General features: G+C 40.1%; 14 protein-coding genes. 7 read left to right on the plus strand and 7 right to left on the minus strand.

Translation table 11 applies throughout. From position 1 onward, the window contains the following. Positions 1 to 8 precede the first annotated feature (8 nt). The gene (locus tag ACO05G_RS13760; protein WP_421763267.1) at positions 9 to 803 is read left to right on the plus strand and encodes a hypothetical protein; all 795 of its coding nucleotides are present in this window, start codon (positions 9 to 11) and stop codon (positions 801 to 803) included. Positions 804 to 825: 22 nt separating this feature from the next. On the opposite strand, the gene ACO05G_RS13765 is transcribed toward ACO05G_RS13760, so the two are convergent. From ACO05G_RS13765 to ACO05G_RS13775, 3 genes are read right to left on the minus strand one after another with little or no spacing between them, the layout of a single operon-like run. Continuing rightward, positions 826 to 1,068 (minus strand): hypothetical protein, encoded by a 243-nt coding sequence (locus ACO05G_RS13765; RefSeq protein ID WP_421763268.1) that lies wholly within the window; start codon positions 1,066 to 1,068, stop codon positions 826 to 828. Next, positions 1,043 to 1,291 carry a hypothetical protein gene (locus ACO05G_RS13770; RefSeq protein ID WP_421763269.1) on the minus strand — a complete coding sequence of 83 codons (249 nt, stop codon included), beginning with the start codon at positions 1,289 to 1,291 and terminating at the stop codon, positions 1,043 to 1,045. Before ACO05G_RS13770 ends, ACO05G_RS13765 begins: the two co-directional genes overlap by 26 nt. Positions 1,292 to 1,296: 5 nt before the next feature. Further along, a complete protein-coding gene (locus ACO05G_RS13775; RefSeq protein ID WP_421763270.1) occupies positions 1,297 to 2,433 on the minus strand; it encodes a Fic family protein in 1,137 nt (378 codons plus the stop codon). A gap of 320 nt (positions 2,434 to 2,753) precedes the next feature. Here ACO05G_RS13775 and ACO05G_RS13780 point away from each other — a divergent pair, with 320 nt between their 5' ends. Continuing rightward, positions 2,754 to 4,823, plus strand: a complete 2,070-nt coding sequence (locus ACO05G_RS13780) for an alpha-ketoacid dehydrogenase subunit alpha/beta (RefSeq protein WP_421763271.1) — start codon at positions 2,754 to 2,756, stop codon at positions 4,821 to 4,823. Between the two features lie 4 nt (positions 4,824 to 4,827). Further along, positions 4,828 to 5,217: a hypothetical protein gene (locus ACO05G_RS13785; protein WP_421763272.1), complete on the plus strand. Its 390-nt coding sequence runs from the start codon at positions 4,828 to 4,830 to the stop codon at positions 5,215 to 5,217. 441 nt (positions 5,218 to 5,658) lie between these two features. Here ACO05G_RS13785 and ACO05G_RS13790 read toward each other — a convergent pair whose 3' ends face one another. After that, on the minus strand, positions 5,659 to 6,804 hold the full coding sequence (locus ACO05G_RS13790) for a glycoside hydrolase family 113 (protein ID WP_421763273.1): 1,146 nt from the start codon (positions 6,802 to 6,804) through the stop codon (positions 5,659 to 5,661). Between the two features lie 130 nt (positions 6,805 to 6,934). Here ACO05G_RS13790 and ACO05G_RS13795 point away from each other — a divergent pair, with 130 nt between their 5' ends. Both ACO05G_RS13795 and ACO05G_RS13800 read left to right on the plus strand, forming a co-directional pair. Further along, the gene (locus ACO05G_RS13795; protein ID WP_421763274.1) at positions 6,935 to 8,113 is read left to right on the plus strand and encodes a hypothetical protein; all 1,179 of its coding nucleotides are present in this window, start codon (positions 6,935 to 6,937) and stop codon (positions 8,111 to 8,113) included. An 8-nt stretch (positions 8,114 to 8,121) separates the two neighbouring features. After that, complete coding sequence (locus tag ACO05G_RS13800; RefSeq protein WP_421763275.1) at positions 8,122 to 11,904, plus strand: PKD domain-containing protein; 3,783 nt, start codon at positions 8,122 to 8,124, stop codon at positions 11,902 to 11,904. 4 nt (positions 11,905 to 11,908) lie between these two features. On the opposite strand, the gene ACO05G_RS13805 is transcribed toward ACO05G_RS13800, so the two are convergent. Both ACO05G_RS13805 and ACO05G_RS13810 read right to left on the minus strand, forming a co-directional pair. Next, positions 11,909 to 13,033, minus strand: coding sequence for a pyridoxal phosphate-dependent aminotransferase (locus ACO05G_RS13805; RefSeq protein WP_421763276.1), 1,125 nt, complete (start codon positions 13,031 to 13,033; stop codon positions 11,909 to 11,911). Positions 13,034 to 13,038: 5 nt separating this feature from the next. After that, complete coding sequence (locus ACO05G_RS13810; protein ID WP_421763277.1) at positions 13,039 to 14,238, minus strand: hypothetical protein; 1,200 nt, start codon at positions 14,236 to 14,238, stop codon at positions 13,039 to 13,041. Between the two features lie 152 nt (positions 14,239 to 14,390). Here ACO05G_RS13810 and ACO05G_RS13815 point away from each other — a divergent pair, with 152 nt between their 5' ends. Together ACO05G_RS13815 and ACO05G_RS13820 are read left to right on the plus strand one after the other, a co-directional pair. Further along, positions 14,391 to 15,212, plus strand: coding sequence for a DUF3667 domain-containing protein (locus ACO05G_RS13815; protein ID WP_421763278.1), 822 nt, complete (start codon positions 14,391 to 14,393; stop codon positions 15,210 to 15,212). 75 nt (positions 15,213 to 15,287) lie between these two features. Next, entirely contained in the window at positions 15,288 to 15,641 is a 354-nt protein-coding gene (locus ACO05G_RS13820; RefSeq protein WP_421763279.1) for an arsenate reductase family protein, read from the plus strand. Positions 15,642 to 15,656: 15 nt separating this feature from the next. Here ACO05G_RS13820 and ACO05G_RS13825 read toward each other — a convergent pair whose 3' ends face one another. Beyond that, positions 15,657 to 17,033 carry an amidohydrolase family protein gene (locus ACO05G_RS13825; protein WP_421763280.1) on the minus strand — a complete coding sequence of 459 codons (1,377 nt, stop codon included), beginning with the start codon at positions 17,031 to 17,033 and terminating at the stop codon, positions 15,657 to 15,659. Between the last annotated feature and the right edge of the window lie 190 nt (positions 17,034 to 17,223).

The raw sequence follows: 17,223 nt of genomic DNA on the forward strand, positions 1-17,223 counted from the left end.
TTTTAGGCATGTTTCTACGAAAGCTGTTCTCTTCAAAGAATAAATTTACATGGGTACTCATCGACTTACTTATCGTTATCATTGGGGTGTATTGTGCCTTTCTCATCCAGAACTATGCCGAGCAAGAAAAAAATGAGAAAGAGAAGAATCGTGTAGTTACCGCTTTGAAATATGAGTTGGAGGCTTTCCGTTTTCAGATGTCTGAAATTTCATTGGGAATGACATCATATGCCCAACAATTGAGTAGCACGCTAAGCAAAGGGGATTATGCAAATTTTTCTGACTTTCGGTTTATTGAACCTCAATACGATTACCAAACCATTCAATATTCATTAAGTCTGCAAAACTCCGAAATTGTCGATTTTGAGTTGTACAATACATTACAATCATTGTTTGTGGAAATCAAAAAGGTTGAGCATGTAGAACGACTTATCACCGAAACCTCTCGCCGTTACCACACTTTACCTTCAAACCTCGACAAAGAGACTTCTGCATATAAACTTGCCTGGACAAATAATTATGACAATTTTGATCGGTTTGTGACCTTAATCGAGGATCGCGGGAGCATCGCATATCGTATTGCAACTGCATCGGAAAATGCCCTGCCACTTATCAATAATAGAATAGGAGAAACGAAAGCCAGAGCCATTGAAAAGGAGCTGATAATCAATAATCTGGACATGGCGAAAAATGAAGACCATGCCGTCATGATAGCTAAGAAATTCTTCCCTCGATTCACTGAAGAGGAAGTTCGGCAGATCTATCGCGAGCAAAATGGAGAGCCTGATACGGTTTCTGATTAAACATAAAAAATCTCACCATTTGTTACCGATTCTTAAATCGGTCAAGACTTTTACAACTCTTAATTGCAAAATAAAGTGCCTTACCGATTGGAATTAGTGACGCTTGATCTTTACCATAAATATGTATTTCAGATACCCACCCAGAACCCTCTGATGAGTCATATTCTATCTTCTTATTGGGTGAAATAAGTACGATTCTCCAACCGCCCTCCGCAAAGTCCATACTCATTTTTTCTTCATCAATATCCACCAACCAAAAAATCATAAATAAGCCATCTGTCTTCTTCGCCCTTAAATTTTCGTTCGTATTCCAGGTTGCAATCCTCGAAGTTTAAGCGATAGGTATCTTGTTCATAGTTCAAGCATTCCAGTGCCTTGATTTCGTTGGAAATAAAACTGATTGTATCCGCTAGCATTTTTTCGTTGACCTGTGCTGATAAACTGGATAGAGTAAAAATCCCTGCGATAGTCAAAAACGTCCTTTTCATTAAAATCAATCGTCTGAAAGAATTCTATAAAGTTCGAGGTTAAGATAATAATGATGCCCCGAAATCATCCTTTTTTCCAAAATCCCCAAATCGACCAATTCATTTAGGTAATTCCTTGCTGTGTTCTCTGCATAAATTTTAGCGTCAGTCAAATGACTCACTTTTGTCAATGGCTGGGTGAAAATCATCTGTACAAGAAGCTCTGGTTTCCTGATTTTAGTATCTGATTCGATGGACTCCATAATCCCCTCTTTCGCGGCGAGGATGTCATTTATCTTATCAAACGTCAGGTTAGCAGTAACCTCTACTGCCTTTAGCATGAATAAGATCCATCGCTCCCACATGGCACGTTGTGTCACACTGGCAAGAAGTGAGTAGTAATCATTCTTATGATCGATAATGTATCGACTAAGGAATAGAATGGGCAGGTCCAGCAATCCTTTTTGTGTCAGAATGTTGATGTTGAAAATCCTGCCAGCCCTTCCGTTTCCATCACGGAAAGGGTGGATTACTTCAAATTGATAATGTGCAATCGCCATTTTGATTAGCGGATCAACGGGATATTTTTCATCGTCATTCACGAATTCAGCGAGGTTCTGAATCTTCTGCTCTAATATCGCTTTCCCTCTGGGCGGGGTATAAATCGCAGTACCAGCATTTGGTCCCGTCCCTCCCTGCTTAATGTAAATATGCGCACTTGGTGGACGTAGACCATCATTGGTTTGCTTGACAATTCGGTAAACCTTAATGAAGTAGTCCAGATCAAATACTTCATGCTGTTTCAGGTGCTGGTGTCCGGCCCAAAGTGCCTCACGGTACCGAAGCACCTCTTTGGGAGCGCCTTTAATGTTCGCTTCCTCTCCTTCTTCACTATACGCCTGGTATAGTTCATCATCCGTTGTGAATATATTTTCAATCTCGCTCGACGCTTTTGCCTCCTGCAGACTGATTGAGTTAATCAAAATACCTTGATTTGGAATGGCAACAGACCTGCCATGTAACCGACCCAGCGCAGATTTGGTATTTCCTAACTGCTCCAAGATGTCCACCGTCCGATACAGATCCTGATGGATAGGTAGGTTCGGCAGATCATTCCATGGTTTGTTCCGGTCAGGGTTTATATTAAAAAGGGGTTGTTTCATTTATTCACATTGTTTTTTAGAATGTCATTCTGATCCGCCAGTAGGCGGAGAAGAATCTTTATCAAATTGTAAGAGACCTTCGTTCCTCAAGGATGACATCCCTTTTTAAGGTATACACTCCAATAAACATCAATTATTTAATATTTTAATGTTTACTCGAAAGTAAAGCATTGTTTTAAGGTCTGCAATAAAGTAGACATTAATTTAATTTTTTTTTAATGCTTACTGTCTAAGCAAACATTAAAATGCTTCATTTGATCTGATAAACGGTTTCACCACAAACCTTTGCCTTTGTAACTTAGCGGCCCCAACGATAAACTATGTCAAAAACAGCAACAGCACCCAAGAAGAAGAAAGAAACGGCGATAGACTGGAAAGAGATCGCGTTGAAAATGCTCATATCCCGAGCGATGGACGATCTGGAGGAAAACAAGCTAGTACCTGAGAAAAAAGTATTGTATCAATTTTCCGCCAGAGGACACGAATTGGGTCAATTAATTCTGGCTCACCTCCTCGATAAACCAAAAGATTCAGCGAGTGCCTATTATCGTTCGCGTCCACTTATGATTGGACTTGGGCTGTCAGTGGAAGATGCACTTTCGGCTCCTTTGACACGATCAGGTGGGTATAGTGACGGACGAGACATTGGAGTGGTGTGCAACATGCCAAAATCTGACAGAGGATGTGTGGTGCTACCAATGGCCGGCGATGTGGGTGCACAATACACACCTGCGGTAGGTTGGGCGCAGAGTATCGAGTACCACGCCAAGACACTAAAAAATAAAGAATATAGAGATTCCATTGCAGCCATCCTGGGTGGTGATGCTTCTGTTGCTACCAATGGGTTTTGGTCTGCCTTGACCATTGCAACTACACAAAAACTTCCGGTGCTCTTTTATATCGAGGATAATGGATACGGCATTTCTGTGACCAGCGAATATCAAACACCTGGGAAAAACATTGCGGAAAACCTGGCTTCATTCAAAAACCTGAATATCTGGGATGGTAGTGGTACCAACCCGGAAGAAGCTTTTGAATTATTGAAAGCCGGAACAGATCACGTGAGATCCAGGAAAGGTCCAGCACTGGTTCGTTTAACAGTACCGAGACTCAATGGTCACTCCTATCAGGATAATCAGGCATACAAGGATGAAAAACTGTTGAAAAAAGAACAGGCTAATGATCCCTTGAAAGCTGTTCAGAAAATGTTTTCCAAGAAAGAATGGGAGGCACTTCAGAGTGAAGCTCAAAAAACGGTAGATGAAGCAGTCAAGGCTGCACTGAACCGGCCACAACCTGATGCTTCGAAAATTAAAAAATATGTATTCTCCGAGCCGGACGAAGTGCAGGACATTGGTGGCATCCGCCCGTCCAATCCGAAATTTCCTACCAGCAGTGAAAAACCCAATCCTGATAAACGTAGAATTAATATTGGTGAGGCAATCAATCTTGCGCTCGATTATGAATTAAAGACGAATCCAAAAGTATTGGTCTTCGGGGAAGATGTGGGGATGAAAGGTGGGGTACATGCGGTAACCATGGGATTACAAACCAAATATGGTTCTGATAGGGTATTTGACACCTCGCTCTCTGAAGAAGGAATCATTGGTCGTGCGGTTGGAATGGCCTATGCTGGACTAATGCCGGTAGCAGAAATACAATTCAGAAAATATGCGGATCCAGCCATGGAGCCGCTCAACAACTGTGGTACTACTCGCTGGAGAACGGCAAATCGGTTTGCTGCACCCATCGTTGTACGGATGCCAGGAGGATTTGCCAAGGTAGGCGACCCTTGGCACTCGGTTACTAACGAAGTAATGTTTGCTCATGCTATTGGTTGGCAAGTAGCCTTTCCAAGCAATGCACAAGACGCTGTGGGACTCATCAGATCCGCTATGCGCTCAGATAATCCTACCATGTTCTTTGAGCACAGAAACCTAAATGATAACCGATACGCCAGACGGCCCTATCCGGGAGATGAATTCGTAGTTCCATTTGGAAAAGCTAACCTGCTCAAAGAAGGTACAGACATAACATTAGTAACATGGGGTGCCATGTGTGAAGCATGCGATGGAGCAGTTGATGAAACTGGTATCTCGGCCGATATAATAGATCTACGGACCATTATGCCCTGGGATAAAGAGGCTGTTTTGAATTCCATAAAGAAAACAAATAGGTGTCTCATCGTACACGAAGATGCCATGACCGCAGGGTTTGGTGCGGAGATCGCTGCAGTGCTGGCTTCCGAAGGATTCAGCTACCTGGATGCGCCTGTAGAGCGTATTGCTATGCCGGATATCCCACTTCCTCACAATGTGCCTTTGATGGAATCTGTCGTGCCGAATGCGGAACGTATCAGTGAGAAGATGAAGGAGATTTTGGCGTTTTGAGTTTATGAGATTTTTAGTATTCATATTATCATGTGCTTTTGTATTTGCATCATTTTCTCAACTCGTAAAGAATTCAAAAAATGGGCTTTATGAGCACGTCATTGATAATTATGATTCTTTACATCTCCTAAAAAGATTTCAAGAGCTTAGGTTGGACATCAATAATAACTTACAATTTGAAGGAAGCTTCTCACATATGGTCAAGCAATTCGCTCCTGTGGAAATTAGATACATCGGTAAAGCAGAAAGCGAAAATTACATACTTACTAAGTTTCAATTAAAAGGTGGCATTTCTAATGCTTGGCTCAAGCTTGAAGAAGTTCCTAATAAGCAAAAAAGAAAATGGATTGAAATCATTGAAAATGAAATTCAAAAAATGGGCTTAAGAAATTAAGATCCCGGATCAAGTCTGGGATGACGCTCGGAAATAAGGAACTACTAAATAACAAATAGAAAGTCACCTTGAACTTGTTTCATGGTCTTCTGTGCTTTTTCATACAGTCAACACCTAGAAAATAGAACGTCATTCCTGAAGAAGCGCAGCGGAGATCAGGAATCTCCTCCTAAATATCTCTAACAATTTAAGTATCATTTCGAACGAAGCGAGAAATCTATACAATAAATGATAGATTCCAATCGCCATGGTTCGTGTCTTCACGAACCACAAAACCAGTTCTCAAAACTCATCACCAATATGTCTTAAAAATGGAAGTCCAGAAATAAATTTTTCCTATTTCAGTATAAGAGGTTCTTGGTTGTTGAAAGTAATTCACTAAATAAATTTAATGAAGAAAGAAGGTTCGTGAAGACACGAACTTTGGCTAAAGAGTAAGTTCTAGTCCTTCTTGAACCATTTCTCAAGCACTTTTTCTGCTGCTCTTTCTTTCGGGGAAAAATTATAGGTGCCTGTTGAAAATTCATCCTTTGGAGACCATCGCCAGATAAACACTCCTTGAAACCAGGGTTCATTCCAGAAACTTTGAAAAGTGGCTTCATATAAGTTTGCCTGAATCTCCTCATTGAATAAACCGTTCGATTCCCAGGGAGTTTTGCCGGCATACTCTTCACTTTCATACCCCCACTCAGTAAAAATTACGGCTTTGTCCACAGACATTTGTATCCGTCCAATTTGTTTTTTGTATTTCTGCCAATCATCTACGGATTGTTCAACCGTAGGAATTCGATGATCTCCTAATGGGAAATAAGCATCAATACCTATATAATCCAGGTCGTCCCAAAAAGTGATTTGATCATAACTATCCCAATTTGCTGCATAGGTAATCGGTCCAGAATAAATGCCTCTAACTTCCGTGATTAAATTTCTCCAATAATCTGGCTTTTCAAGTGCCATGGCTTTTAGTTCGGTACCTATGCAGAATAGCTCAATGTTCATAGTATCAGCAAGCACCGCATAGGAAAGAATAAATTTCCTATACTCTTCTGATAAAATCTCCCAGCCAGCTTCATCCTTGGGGATCAAGTCTCCTCTCCAACTTGACCTTTCCCTTGTTTTAAAATCAAGTGTTTGAATGTATTCATATCTTTTTGAATAATACGCTCTTCTTGCCGCTGTATCAACGCGATCAAATGTAGGACGCTCAAAACCAGTCAAGTCTATTCCTGGGTATAAATGGGGTTTGATCATCACTTTTAGACCAATTTTTCTGGCTTGATATATCCCCTCAAGTACACCTTCGGTGGTTTCACCATACCATGCTTTATCCCCTGAATATGCATGCCTCATTTTAAGTGTGTTCTGGTAAACAACTGCCTCGGGAATAAAAGCCACGAAATTGGATCCTATGGCCTTCATAGAAGTAAAAGGTTCCAGACCAAATGGTCCACCACCTGGACCAGAATAATTCATTCCTTTTATCTTTTCATTAAGGGTATTCCCAGCCTGAATGTGCGAACAATTAAGTAATAACAAGTGGAGAATAACTATGACTAGTAATCCAGTTAGGGTTTTTTTTACTCGCATTATTAAGTTCTTTTCAAACTAAAAAAACAATGAATTTTTAATGATAGACAATGGGGTCAAGACAAGCTCATGTGGATTTTGAGATTAAAATTATTTAAATTGAATAAGGTTTCATCATAAATCACCCATCATGAAAACGCTACTCACTCCAATCCTTCTTGGGCTTACTCTATCTGTTGTTGCCCAAACTGTCCGTATTGTTGATAATAATTCCAATGCTCCAACAGGGGATAATGTATACGCCACACTGCAAGCAGCTGCTGATGCAGCTTCAGCAGGAGATTCTATTTATATCCAGCCCAGTCCCACCACTTACGGAAGTATTGTTGTGGAAAAAGAATTACACTTAATAGGCATTGGATTCAATCTTACTAAAGATTTACCTCACTCTTCGAGGATTACGAATATTACCCTAAGATCAAATTCTGATAATACTGAAAATGCTTCTAATAGTACAATTACAGGGATTCATTTAAGCAATATTTATCTTACTAGAAATACAAATGGCGGTCCTGTTTTCACGCTTGATACTGTAACCATTCATAATAATTTAATCACTTCTATTACCTGGCAAACATCCAGCTCAAATACAATTCCAGTGACAAACATGGTCATTTTCGATAATCAAATTACAAGTGGGATCACTTTTCAGCGAGAAGTGGACGGGGTGATTATTCGAAATAATTTATTGCAAGGCCTAACCACATTTGAATCTTCAAATCCCAACAATGCTTTTATACAAAATAATATTATTCTATCGGGGATTAGAAAATACTCAGAGGGTGACGTGCTAATCATTCAAAACAATAATTTCATTGGTCAAAATGGATCGAACAATGCATTTTCTACGATAATGCTTGACGCACTGATCTCAAATAATATTTTTTATGGTAGAACACCCAGTCTCGCTTCCGGTGGCGGAAGCACATCTACTAATTTTCAGCGTAATGTTTTCGATAACAACCTATCATTTGAAACGGGAAATAACGAATTACCCCCTTCTGGTGGTGGAGTGAGTAATTCAGGAAATGCCAATAACCTTGAAGGCATTTCTCCTGATTTTAATGGGACAATACCAGTCTTAAATACCTGGTCCTCATCATACGACTTTAGTCTCGATCCACTTTCAGCTGCCGTAGATGCAGGAAGTGACGGCTCAGATATAGGCATCACCGGGGGACCTTATCCTATGACTCCAAACTTTTCCTTGAAGACTTCAAGCCTTCCTACCATTGAATCTTTCAATGTTTCCACGGTAATCAATCCCGATGACGATCTGGATGTAAGTGTGCAGGCCAAGTCCAACTAGGAGGAGTCATGAGAAGAGTAGTTTACTCGATACTATTCCTGCTTTCCTTTAGCTGGGGATTTGCACAAGCAGACATTGTGGCTGCTGAATACTTCATTGATGAAGATCCAGGTCTTGGTATGGGTACGCCTTTTCCGGTATCAATCACACAAGGCCAATCTATTGACCTAAGCTTCACCATAGCTACTTCATCTATGGGCTTGACCAATGGTGTGCATGTTCTCGGAATCAGAATACAGGATGAAAATGGTGATTGGAGTCTACATGAGAGGCGGTTGTTTTACATTCAGCCCAATTCAAGTGTCAGTGATCCACCACCTGCCGATATAAACACTTTGGAATATTTTATTGATGAAGATCCTGGAGTTGGTAATGGAATAACACTTTCTGGGAGTGGATCTACTGTAGATGTAAATGATATTGTGGATATAGCGGCCTTTTCTGATGGTTTTCATACCATCGGTGTTCGTGCCAGAAATATGGATTTTCAGTGGGGTTTTGCTGAAGTCAGGTCTTTTTATATCCAGGATCTGGATGCACTAACTCCTGATGATCCTGCTGAAATATCAGCTGTTGAATTTTTTATTGATGAGGATCCTGGACAAGGAAATGGTACTGAAATATCCGTAACTCAGAGCTTGACTATTGATGTTACAGAAGCCTTGACCATAGCTGCTATTGAGGATGGGTTCCATACAATTTCTATTCGAGCCAAAAATACAGATGAGCAATGGGGAATGGCGGAGACCAGAGTTTTTTTTATTCAGGATATAAATAATTCTTCAAATGAGATTTTGTCAATTGTAGCAATGGAATATTTCATTGATGAAGATCCTGGAACAGGCAATGGCATACCTATAGATATCACATCTGGAACACTCATTGATATCACCAGTATTCAGCTTGAATTGGTGGACAGCTACCCAATTGGTACGTACACAATTACTATTCGAGCACAAGACGAGAATGGCAGATGGGGATTTGGAGAAACACGTGAATTCATGCTTGATGGAGATTGTCCAATTGCCAATTTTGATATTCTATCAGCTTGTGTTGGAGAAACAATTAGCCTGACAGATCAAAGTACAGGAATTCTAGGCGATGCTTCTTACAAATGGTATGCTGACGGAGTAGAAATAAGCACGATTGAAGGTGATATCAGTCATGTTTTTGATAGCCCCGGATTACACACATTTTCTTTGGCCATCCAAAATGGTGCAGTTTGCACTGATAGCACGGTGCAGGAAATAACCATCAAACCTAAACCATTTGTTACCTTCAGCGCCGAACCGGTGATCGCAGGATCAGAAACCATCTTTGAAGTAGAACAATTCAACGTAGATACGAATGCCACATGGTCTTGGGACTTTGAAACTGATGGAGTTATAGACGCAACGACTAAAGAGAGTACAACATTTACTTTTCCAGCTATTGGTGAATACACCACCACACTAACCATTTCAGATGGAGTAGGGTGTGAGACGACATTCTCCAAAGTAATCAAAGTTCTTTCTGACGGTAGTGATCCAACCGCAGATTTTAGTACAGATGCGTCATGTGTTGGCATTGTCGCCTCATTTCAAAACACGTCAATCAATATCCCAATTGGATCTACTTTTGAGTGGGATTTTGACGAGGATGGAGTAACAGACGCTACCACAGAAGATGCTACCTATACATTTGCTACCATCGATACATTTGAGGTCAGCCTTACAGTTACTACTCCTGACACTGAAGTATTTACTGAATCCAAAGAGATAATAATCAACTCTACTCCTACTGCTGATTTTGATGCAATTCTTGCATGCGTTGGAGAGACGATTAACCTTGTCGATCAAAGTAGTGGTCTTACAACTGATTCTTCCTATGTATGGTATGCAGATGGTGAAGAAATAAGTACAACCATCGGTGATGTTAGTCATATTTTTAATACCTCGGGCCTACATACTATCTCCTTGGTAGTACTAAATGGGGCTTGCGCAGACAGTGTCGGTCTCGAAGTGGATATCAAGCCTCAACCATTTGTAGCTTTTAGTGCAGAACCGGTAATCGTCGGATCAACAACAGTTTACGAGGTAGAATTATTAAACGTAGAATCAGATGCATCATGGTCGTGGGATTTTGAAACAGATGGAGTGATTGATGCAACTACTAAAGAGAGCACAACATTTACGTTCCCAGCAATCGGTGAATACACTACCACGCTTACCATCTCCAATGGAGAAGGATGTGAAACCACATTTTCAAAATTGATAAAAGTTCTATCGGATGGAAATGATCCTGAAGTAGATTTCACTACAGATGCTTCTTGTCTTGGCGTAGAGGCTACCTTTCAAAATCTATCAACCAATATCCCTGGTGGATCTACTTATGAGTGGGATTTTGATGGAGACGGAACGGTCGATGCTACTTCCGAAGATGCCCTTTATACATATTCAACAGAAGGCACCTATCAAGTCAGCCTTACCATTACCACTCCTGCTACAGAAGTCTTAACTGAAACAAAAGATATTGATATAGATGCGGCTCCAACTGCTGATTTTGATGTCCTCTTGGCCTGTGTTGGAGAGGAAATAAGCCTGATCGATCAAAGCAGCGGACTTGCTTCAGATGCCTCCTATAAATGGTATGTGGATGGTAATGAGATTAGCACGGATGCAGGAGATATTACTCACGTTTTCAATAGCTCCGGCCTTCATACGTTTGCGCTGATTGTTCAAAACGGAGCTTGCGCTGACAGCACTGGAGTTGAAGTAGATATTAAGCCTGAACCATTTGTAGTATTTAGTGCTGAACCAGTTGTTGTAGAATCGCCGACTATTTTTGAGGTCGAACTATTCAACGTGGATTCTACAGCATCCTGGTTCTGGGATTTTGAATCAGATGGTGTAGAAGATGCCACAACCAAAGAAGGTACTACTTTTACATTTCCTGCGGCCGGAGAATACACAACCACACTAACTATTTCAGATGAAGAAGGTTGTGAAACTACATTCTCTAAAACTGTTGTAGTGCTTGAAAACGGAAGCGGCCCTTCAGTGGACTTTACCACTGATGCCTCATGCGTAGGAATCGAGGCTAATTTTCAAAACACCTCCTCGAACATTCCAGATGCATCAACTTACGAATGGGATTTTGATGGAGATGATGTCACAGATGCCACAACTGAGGATGCTTTGTTCACCTATTCTACGAGTGGTACCTATCAGGTAAGCATTGTGATAACCACTCCTGATGCAGAAGTTTTAGAAGAATCCAAAGAGATTACAATAGATTCTTCCCCTATTGTTGATTTTGATTTCACGTATGAGACAGATTTGTTCGAAAGCGCAAATGTTAGCTTTATCAATCTCTCAGAGGGATCGGGAGTAGATTTTTTATGGGATTTTGCAGGTGAAGGAACCTCCTCCGCAATAAGTCCGGATTTTTCTTTTGAAGATTATGAAGGCAAAACATATACTATTTGCCTGACTGCAAGTAATCAATGTCCTGAAGTCATCGTATGTAAAGATGTTATTTTCACAATTACCGGATTTGATCTTCTGAATTCATTTGGAATTAGCCTATATCCAAATCCGAGTGATGGACATGTCAAATTAGATTTTGGAATGGCCGATGCTGACACATATCAAGTAGAAATCATCGATCTAACTGGCAAGTTCTTCTACAATCGATCCTTAAATAATACCTCTCAGAGCCTTTTCGAATTGCCACGATTACAAAGCGGTACCTATTTGGTTATCGTGCGTTCAGAATCATTCACCGCTCAGGAAAAATTGATCATTCGCTAAATAGTCAAATCAAAAATTCTTCCACCGTTTCCACAAACTTTCGCATGTGTTCGGGCTTACTAATACTCACACGAATGTGATTGGTCATGGTCTGCCATTTGGTTATTAGAATACCGCGCTTGCGCATTTTTGAAACCACATCTTTTTCAAACCGGTCATCTCGTGCATAGATGAAATTGGTTGAAGACTGATTGTATTTAACTCCCCAGGTATCGTAAGCTTTGTATACGATTTGTTTGCCTTCTTCATTTTTGCTGACACAGGTTTTGATAAACTTCTGATTGTCCATAGATGCACTGGCCGCAACCAATGGAGGCCAGCCTGTTGCCATTTCAAAACCTAAATGCCTGCCACTCAGTGCCTGAATGTTGCGAACATTTGAAACGGCATAACCCATCCGAAGGCCCGCAAGTCCGTAAGCTTTGGAAAAAGTTCTGCAAATGATCAAATTCAGCAGTTCATTTACCAATCCAATCATACTTCCGCTTAGTCCAGCATTGGAATACTCCACGTAAGCTTCATCTACACAGATTAGCACATTACTAGGCACCTGCCTGCAAAATGCTTTCAGATCTTCAGTTGGTAATTCTGTACCAGTGGGGTTGTTGGGATTGCAAATGAAAACCAGGGTCGTTTTGTCTGTTATTGCATTCAGCGTTTGATCCAAATCAATGCGATCATTTGCATCCAAATTTACTTTTTTGATAGTAGCCCCTGCCCTTTGACCAAATTGAAGAGCCGTAGGGAATGTCGGGAACGGACTAACAATCTCACCTTTTTGCAAACCAACATGCTGCCCCAACAAACTGAGTACCTCCGTGGATCCTGCTGTCAGCAAAAAGTTACTTGGCTTCAATCCATTTGTTTTAGCTAATTTTTGTTTTAGCTCCGCAACAACCTCATCAGGGTAGCGATTGGCGTATTTCATCGCTTGATTCACTGATTCTATTGCAGCGTCCGATGGTCCGTAGGGATTTTCATTCCAATTTAATAGAATTAGGTCATCCTTTCCAGCTAATTCTTTCGGTCGCTCACTTGCGCAACCTTGTGCGATGGGAGCCCCTGCCAACAGCACAGAGGCTGAAGCAAGAAGGCTTTGTTGCAGCCATTGGCGTCTATTGATACTCATACGTTCTATTTTATGCTACTTGCAGTATTTGGATTGCTTAGTAATTCCTTAAAAACCTCCCATCTCCTTTCCGGGTTATCAGCGGTTCCTCCTTTAGATTCGATGTAATTAGCAACCAGGTCCTTACCTAAATTATAATTGATCACATAACTTCTATACTGATCAAAAAACCGGGTTCGCTGCATCGCTCGCTGAGGTTCATTTAGTTGATATCTTTCCATCCATTCGGCCGCCTCTTCCCGACTTATTTCGCCATTTAAATACATCCGTGCAGCCTCATTTCCAGCATAGCTCAATTTGCCAATTAATGCCTGAACCTCATAATATTGGTCAGCCTTAGATGCATCCAACCCTGCCAATGGAAATAATACTTCCTTTTCGTATTTAATGCGTTCCGCACCCGGAAATGCCACCTCGATACCGTAATTAGCACTTCCTTCTGCAATTAATGACTGAGGAGAGAATAATGGATAGACCGAATACTCCTTCCACCCTTTTCCATTAACCAAGTTTTGTTCCAATAGCGCATTAAAAACATGATGACCCGGATATCCCTCGTGACAGGCCAGATCAATTGCACGGCTTATTTTAATTGGCAAGTCCGTGTTGATCTGTATTAAACTTTGACTGTTACCTTGGTAATAATTATAGCCTGACCAGCTTTTATCAGTCACATATTCAAGAACGAAATTTTCGTTTTCAGGAAGAGCATAATAAGTGTTTGTGCGCTTCCTTGCCTCGGTAATTGCCACCTGAAATACCGTATCCAGTTTATCTTTTGGAATGATGAACTGATTAACAAAAGCATTGTACCTATTCGCAAGTGACCCCTCGCCTGGTAGGACGTTTTCTAAATCAATCAGTAAACTATCAAAATAAGATTCCGAATAAGCGGGAGGCTCAGCATCATATAGGAGCTTAGCTTCTTCGTTAAAAGAATAGACTTTACCACTTATGATTTCAACTTTCGTGCGTGCAGCAATTAGCTGCTTTACAAGCATTTTTTTTCTTCCAACATCACCTTCCACCGATTGAATTTTACTGATTAAACCACTTATTCGTTGAAGAAAGTCCTGAGAAGGAAATGAATCAGACTTGGCTTCTGGTCTCCATTCTTCAGGTCCATAATAGGCATCTACAAAATCTGAATCGTGCTGTCCGATTTCAAGCATCAGACGTACATAATCTTCGGCTATTGAATCCATTGACGGTGATTCCTCAGTTTCAGAACACGAGAAAAATATAAGAAGGGGTAACCACCAAAGACAGATGTTTTTCATTATTATTTTTTAGAAGGTTGTCAAGTAATTTACTGAATCAAAAGATTAGTAGTTTTGGAATCATCAATTTAATCACATTGGATAAGCTAATCTGTAAATCATGTAACACGCAATTCGTCGGTGAATACTGTAATCAGTGCGGAGAAAAAGTTATTAATCAGGAAGATCGAAAGCTGACACATTTTTTGTCTGATTTTGTCAACGCCATCACCTTTATGGATAATAAATTCTGGCGCACAATTAAGCTGGTGATTAAAGCGCCTGGACAATTCTCTGAAAATTTTGCTGATGGAAGAAGAAAAGCTTTCATGAGACCGGTATCGCTATTTTTCCTAGCTAACCTATTATATTTTCTTATACCTACGTTCAACACATTTACAACCAATCTCGACATTCAAAGAGTTGCTTTCTGGCATAGCGACCTGGCAGTAGAAATGGTAGATAAAGAAGTGGCTAAGAGAGGAATTGAGTATGCTGATTACAGAAAAGTTTATGACCAAAAGACAGCAGAACTCTCAAAATTATTTTTAATAATTATGGCAGTTATTCTGGCGCTTTTTTTCTGGCCTGTTCATATTGGAAGCAAACGAACTCTTTTTGCAGATCATCTAACACTAGGATTAGAGTTAATGACATTCATCTTGCTTTTCTGCATCATGTTTATGGCGCTTTTTCTACAATCATTCAGTCTAATCGGATTAAATATCTTATCTGATGATACCCTCACGACAGGTTCACTTGTTTTGCTTCTTTACTTCTTTATTCAAGCGGAAAGAAAGTTTTACGGAATTAGAAAAATACGACGTATCATAAATGCAATACTTGGAGTCGTCATTGTAGTAATAGCGCTCTCCATTTATAGAGCTTTACTCTTCTTTATCACTTTTTGGGTTGTTTAAATCTTCTTAACTAGCCGAAGTACTAATTATTCTCTTATTTTGATTTTTGTACATTCCAAAAAGAGAAGACTACTAATGAATAAAGTATATTATTTATCTACTTGCACAACCTGCAAGCGTATAATGGATGAGCTAGGCTCGTTAATAGACGATTTTGAAAAACAGGACATCAAGACAGAGCAGATGACTTATGATCAAATTGATGAGATGAAAAAGAGAAGTGGTTCGTATGAGTCACTCTTTTCCAGGAAAGCAATGAAATATAGATCAATGGGCCTTGGTGACAAAAATCTTTCAGAAGAGGATTATCGAAAGCTTATCCAGGAAGAATACACCTTTTTGAAGCGACCGGTTTTTTTGGTCGATGATCAGATTTTTGTTGGTAATAGTAAAAAAACGGTTGAAGAACTCAAGAGTCAACTCCAATAAAAAATCAGGAATGAGCTAAATCTTCTTAGCTCGTTCTGCTATCTCTTCGAGTCGTCTATCTATTGTCTTTCGATCAAGCCAGATTCCTCTGACCATCACTCCTGCTGGGTTTCTCAAATTTGAAATATCCTCCAAAGGGTTTGTCTCAAGGAGTATCAAATCCGCACTCGCACCTTCAATGATTTCGCCAAACTGACCTTCCATATTAAAAAATTTAGCAGGGTTAATAGTTCCTGTCTGGATCGATTCTAGTGGAGTAAGGCCAACATCAATTATTGCATTAAGCTCATGATGAATGGAAAAACCCGGCACGTTGAAAACTTGCGGCGCATCAGATCCTAAGAGTAATCCAAGTCCGCTTTTATGAAGGGATTTTATTAGCTGATAGCGCAAATCAGTAAATAATACATATTTCTCTACATTATATTCAGGACTTTCAATCAGACTTTTTTTACTGCTTATCCATTGATCAATCGTAGATTTTGGCATGTATTTAAGTTCCGGATTAGTCTCAGCCATCACCTCCGGATCAACAGGAGAAAACCACCGCACAAAAAGACTTTGCGTTGGAACAACCCAAACTTTGTGCTGCTTGGTCAAGAATACCAATCTATCTATTCGTGAATTATCGGCTAAATGTGAAAAGTTATAACCAAAAAATCCGTTTTGATTGGGAGTTACATTCGCACTCTCAGGAACTAGGCCTTCCAAAAATCCATCGACATGATCAATTGAAGAATAACCACTCTTAATGGCATGAGCGACTCCCACATCCACTGGTACATGTCCACTAAAACCGATTCCTACTTCATCTGCAGTTTTTACGACTTGATTAAATACTTCTTTGGTTAAGCCGGGATGAATCTTAAGAAAATCATAGCCATCATTTTTGTATTGCGTTACTTTAGCGACAGCTTCCTCTTTAGATTTTACTGAGTTACCATTTACCGAAGGACTGGAAGTAAAAATCCGAGGACTCAATATTTCATTGTTTTTTGCCTTTTCCCTTAACTCCAAATGCACAGGATGACCCAACATTCCCCGGATGGTGGTGACTCCATTTGACAGATATAGAAATAACGTTTCCTGCGTATTATCCCTTCCCCATTGTGGTGAGGGGATGTGTGCATGCATTTCTGCTAATCCCGGCATAAGGTATCTACCCTTTCCATCCACAACTCGCGCATTTTCAGTCCTAATTCCATTGCTTATTGTTGAAATCTTTCCCTCTTTTACAAGTACATCCATCGATTCAGATATACTTCCATCATGTACATTTATGATTTTTACATTCCTTAGAATGATTTCTTCTGAATCTTGACGTAAAGTAGAATTTTGCGACTGGCAAGAGATGAATACAAAAAAAGATAAGGTTTGAATGAATTGTCTCATGGTCAATTTTCAGATTAAGATAGCCATTCAATCGATGAGTTAGAATCAATTTATGACGAGTGGCCAAATACTTTCAGGAAGCTAGTTTTAGTTAAAGTAACGCTTTAAGTGTAAGCATCTAGTATGCCTTAGTCACAATACTTATACGTAAATGGGTGAAATTAATAGGTAAAACCGGGCAAATGCCAAC

It is taken from the genome of Ekhidna sp., assembly GCF_965227465.1.
Lineage (GTDB): Bacteria > Bacteroidota > Bacteroidia > Cytophagales > Cyclobacteriaceae > Ekhidna.

What these genes read in the sequence shown, in the direction of transcription:
- ACO05G_RS13760 (WP_421763267.1), top strand. Translation starts at nt 9, where the DNA reads ATGTTTCTACGAAAGCTGTTCTCTTCAAAGAATAAATTTACATGGGTA.
- ACO05G_RS13765 (WP_421763268.1), bottom strand. Translation starts at nt 1,068, where the DNA reads ATGATTTTTTGGTTGGTGGATATTGATGAAGAAAAAATGAGTATGGAC.
- ACO05G_RS13770 (WP_421763269.1), bottom strand. Translation starts at nt 1,291, where the DNA reads ATGAAAAGGACGTTTTTGACTATCGCAGGGATTTTTACTCTATCCAGT.
- ACO05G_RS13775 (WP_421763270.1), bottom strand. Translation starts at nt 2,433, where the DNA reads ATGAAACAACCCCTTTTTAATATAAACCCTGACCGGAACAAACCATGG.
- ACO05G_RS13780 (WP_421763271.1), top strand. Translation starts at nt 2,754, where the DNA reads ATGTCAAAAACAGCAACAGCACCCAAGAAGAAGAAAGAAACGGCGATA.
- ACO05G_RS13785 (WP_421763272.1), top strand. Translation starts at nt 4,828, where the DNA reads ATGAGATTTTTAGTATTCATATTATCATGTGCTTTTGTATTTGCATCA.
- ACO05G_RS13790 (WP_421763273.1), bottom strand. Translation starts at nt 6,804, where the DNA reads ATGCGAGTAAAAAAAACCCTAACTGGATTACTAGTCATAGTTATTCTC.
- ACO05G_RS13795 (WP_421763274.1), top strand. Translation starts at nt 6,935, where the DNA reads ATGAAAACGCTACTCACTCCAATCCTTCTTGGGCTTACTCTATCTGTT.
- ACO05G_RS13800 (WP_421763275.1), top strand. Translation starts at nt 8,122, where the DNA reads ATGAGAAGAGTAGTTTACTCGATACTATTCCTGCTTTCCTTTAGCTGG.
- ACO05G_RS13805 (WP_421763276.1), bottom strand. Translation starts at nt 13,033, where the DNA reads ATGAGTATCAATAGACGCCAATGGCTGCAACAAAGCCTTCTTGCTTCA.
- ACO05G_RS13810 (WP_421763277.1), bottom strand. Translation starts at nt 14,238, where the DNA reads ATGGATTCAATAGCCGAAGATTATGTACGTCTGATGCTTGAAATCGGA.
- ACO05G_RS13820 (WP_421763279.1), top strand. Translation starts at nt 15,288, where the DNA reads ATGAATAAAGTATATTATTTATCTACTTGCACAACCTGCAAGCGTATA.
- ACO05G_RS13825 (WP_421763280.1), bottom strand. Translation starts at nt 17,033, where the DNA reads ATGAGACAATTCATTCAAACCTTATCTTTTTTTGTATTCATCTCTTGC.